We start from the raw sequence: 2,536 nt of genomic DNA, 5'->3' as shown, positions 1-2,536 counted from the left end.
GCCTTGATCGGCAATGTGTCGATAGAACGTGCGGACAAGACATCCACGCCGCTGCAGGCCGGCGACATCGCGCTGCTCTCGCCGGGACACACGGAACTGTGGCGTTACGAGCGCGCGCTTGAGCAGCGCGGCCTCGCGGTCTCCTCGCAAGCCGGCCAGACTCTGATGCGGCGGCAGGAGACGCAGGACATTCTGGCGTTGCTACGGGTCCTGGCGGATTCCTCCGACACGCTCGCCTTTGGCGCGCTAATGCGAGGGCCGCTGGTGGGCCTGAGCGAACAGGAACTCCTCGACATCACCTCAGCCCTTGCCGCGCAGGACGATGGCCAACGCTTTTTCACTGTGCGGACGGATCCCGAGCTCGTGCAGCATGGTGTCGCCAGAGATATTCTCGTCGAATTGCAGCGGCTTCGTCGGCGCGCCTCGATCGTGACCCCAAGCCTGATTTTGGCGGAGGCCATCGAACGCCTGAATGTTCGCGTGATCATGGCAGCGCGACATCGCAACAGGAATGCCCGCGCGCTCGTCAACCTCGACGCGATGATTGAGAAAGCGCGCGGCTACTCGATCGCTGGCCTGCGCGCTTTCATTCGCGATCTGCAGGAAGATTGGGAGCGCAAGGCCCGGGCTCAGGAAGGACGCATCGATGCTGCTAAGGATGCCGTCGAGATCGTCACAATTCACAGCGCGAAGGGGTTGGAGTGGCCAATCGTCATTCCGGTCAATTCGACGACCGAACTCTACCGGCCGGATCAGTTCGTGCATCGGCAATCCGACAACACCTTGCACTGGATGCTGGGGGGCGTCGCGCCGCCGGAGCTGGCTGCAGCGCGCGCCGCGGAAAGCCTGGAGGATGCCAATCAACGTGAGCGTATCTGGTACGTGGCGTGCACACGGGCACGGGATCTCCTGATCCTCCCGCACATCCCCCAGGCGTCCAAGGATTCCTGGTTCAGCTCGATAGACCTCCGTCAGCTGGACATTCCTGAGCTGGACCTTACCTCCTTTGCGCGGCGCGAAATGCCGGCATCGGCGTCTCTGCCCAACGAGCAGTCTTCCGATATTTTTGTCGCGGAGCAGCGGCGCGTCGAGGAAAGCGCGCCGCCGCTAGTATGGCGCCGGCCTAGCGAACACGATGCCGATCGACTCGGCGACCCCCTCGAGGGCGTCGTAACTTCGGAGAGCCACATTGAGCATTTCGAGGTGGTCGGTGCCGGAGCCCGCCGAGGCGTCATCCTTCACAAGCTGATGGAAGAGCTTCTTACCGGCGAGCTTGCGGGAGAACTTGGCGCAAGCGTTAGCCGCGCTCGCGAACTGCTCAATCAATTGGTGACCGACGTAAATGACGATGGACCTCAGCCCGATCCCGATGAGATGGGAGCAGCGGCGCTCCGCGGGCTCGCTTTGCCGCAGATCGCCGAACTGCGGCCTCACCTTGTGCCCGAGATGGCAATCTGGGGGCGCGACGAGGTGAACCTTATTGCCGGGCGGGCCGACGCTTTGGCGATCATCGAAGACCGTGTCGACGCTGCCATCGATTGGAAATCGGACGTCAATCCCGCACCTGCTATGCGCGAAGCACATGTGCAGCAGCTGCGTGACTACCTCTCTGCGACCGGCGCCATGCGCGGCGCGATCGTCTATCTGACGAGCGGCGAAATCGCCTGGATTGTCCCGCCTTGATGCGGATCATCTATTCGTCGAGCGCGACGCTGCCGCCGCCATTGATATTTGCAAACCCTGGGATGATGTCACCGGCAAGCAGCTTTTCCTTCGACAGCAGCCCGGCGTCCTCGAGCGCCTCGAAATCCGGCAGCTGGCGCAGCGTGTCGAGCCCGAACTGCGACAGGAAATTTTTCGTCGTCACATAGGTGTAGGGCGCGCCCGGCTGCGGGCTGCGCGGCCCCGAGGCGATCAGATCCTGCGCGCGCAGCACGCCGATCAGATCGCGCGACACCTCCTTGCCAAAGAAGGAGGAAAGCTCGGCGCGCGTGATCGGCTGGAAATAGGCGATGCACATCAGCACGAGCGCCTCCGCCTGCGACAGCTCTTTTGCACCCTCCCCCGCCGGCGTGCCGAAGGCGGCGTGGATGGCATCGCCAAAGACCTTCTTGGTGCGATGCTGCCAACCGCCCGCGACCGCGACCAGCTCGTAGGGGCGGCCGGCGAGCTCGGCGCGAATGTCTTCGATGATCAGATCGATGTTGCAGTTTCTGCCCACCACCCGCGCGAGGACACTACGTGTCACCGGTTCGCTGGCCGCGAAGATCACCGCTTCGACGCGACCCATCCACTCGCGCCAGCGCAGTTCCGGCGGCAGGTGCTCGAGCTCGGTGTCGAGCAGCGCCGGCTGATCGTCAGGCTTGCGGCGGACGGATGCCTGGCTCATCGCTACAGCCCAAACAGCCGGAAGCTGGCGCGGCCCGACAGCTCGCGCACGGCTTCGAGTTGCCGCAGGCGTTCGAAGAGCCGTCGCGCCGCGAAACGCGACAGGTTCTTCGTCGACAGCGATCCGGAAACGGCGTCCTCGTTGAGC

General features: G+C 63.9%; 3 protein-coding genes. 1 reads left to right on the top strand and 2 read right to left on the bottom strand.

The window, feature by feature from the left end; genetic code table 11:
- The coding region (locus EOA75_RS31765) for a 3'-5' exonuclease (RefSeq protein ID WP_281058590.1) at window positions 1–1,683 on the top strand (1,683 nt) is incomplete at its 5' end.
- Between the two features lie 10 nt (window positions 1,684–1,693).
- Here the strand turns inward: EOA75_RS31765 and EOA75_RS31760 are convergent.
- Together EOA75_RS31760 and EOA75_RS31755 are read right to left on the bottom strand one after the other, a co-directional pair.
- On the bottom strand, window positions 1,694–2,389 hold the full coding sequence (locus EOA75_RS31760; RefSeq protein ID WP_127326059.1) for an SMC-Scp complex subunit ScpB: 696 nt from the start codon (window positions 2,387–2,389) through the stop codon (window positions 1,694–1,696).
- Window positions 2,390–2,391: 2 nt separating this feature from the next.
- A partial coding sequence (locus EOA75_RS31755) for a DUF1403 family protein (protein WP_127326058.1) occupies window positions 2,392–2,536 on the bottom strand: 145 nt, incomplete at its 5' end.

Origin of the sequence: Mesorhizobium sp. M1A.F.Ca.IN.022.07.1.1, from assembly GCF_003997575.1 — a bacterium.
Taxonomy (GTDB): domain Bacteria; phylum Pseudomonadota; class Alphaproteobacteria; order Rhizobiales; family Rhizobiaceae; genus Mesorhizobium.
The sequence above is the reverse complement of the archived record's forward strand: the minus strand, read 5'-3'. Positions and strand labels throughout refer to the sequence as shown.

What these genes read in the sequence shown, in the direction of transcription:
- EOA75_RS31760 (WP_127326059.1), bottom strand. Translation starts at nt 2,389, where the DNA reads ATGAGCCAGGCATCCGTCCGCCGCAAGCCTGACGATCAGCCGGCGCTG.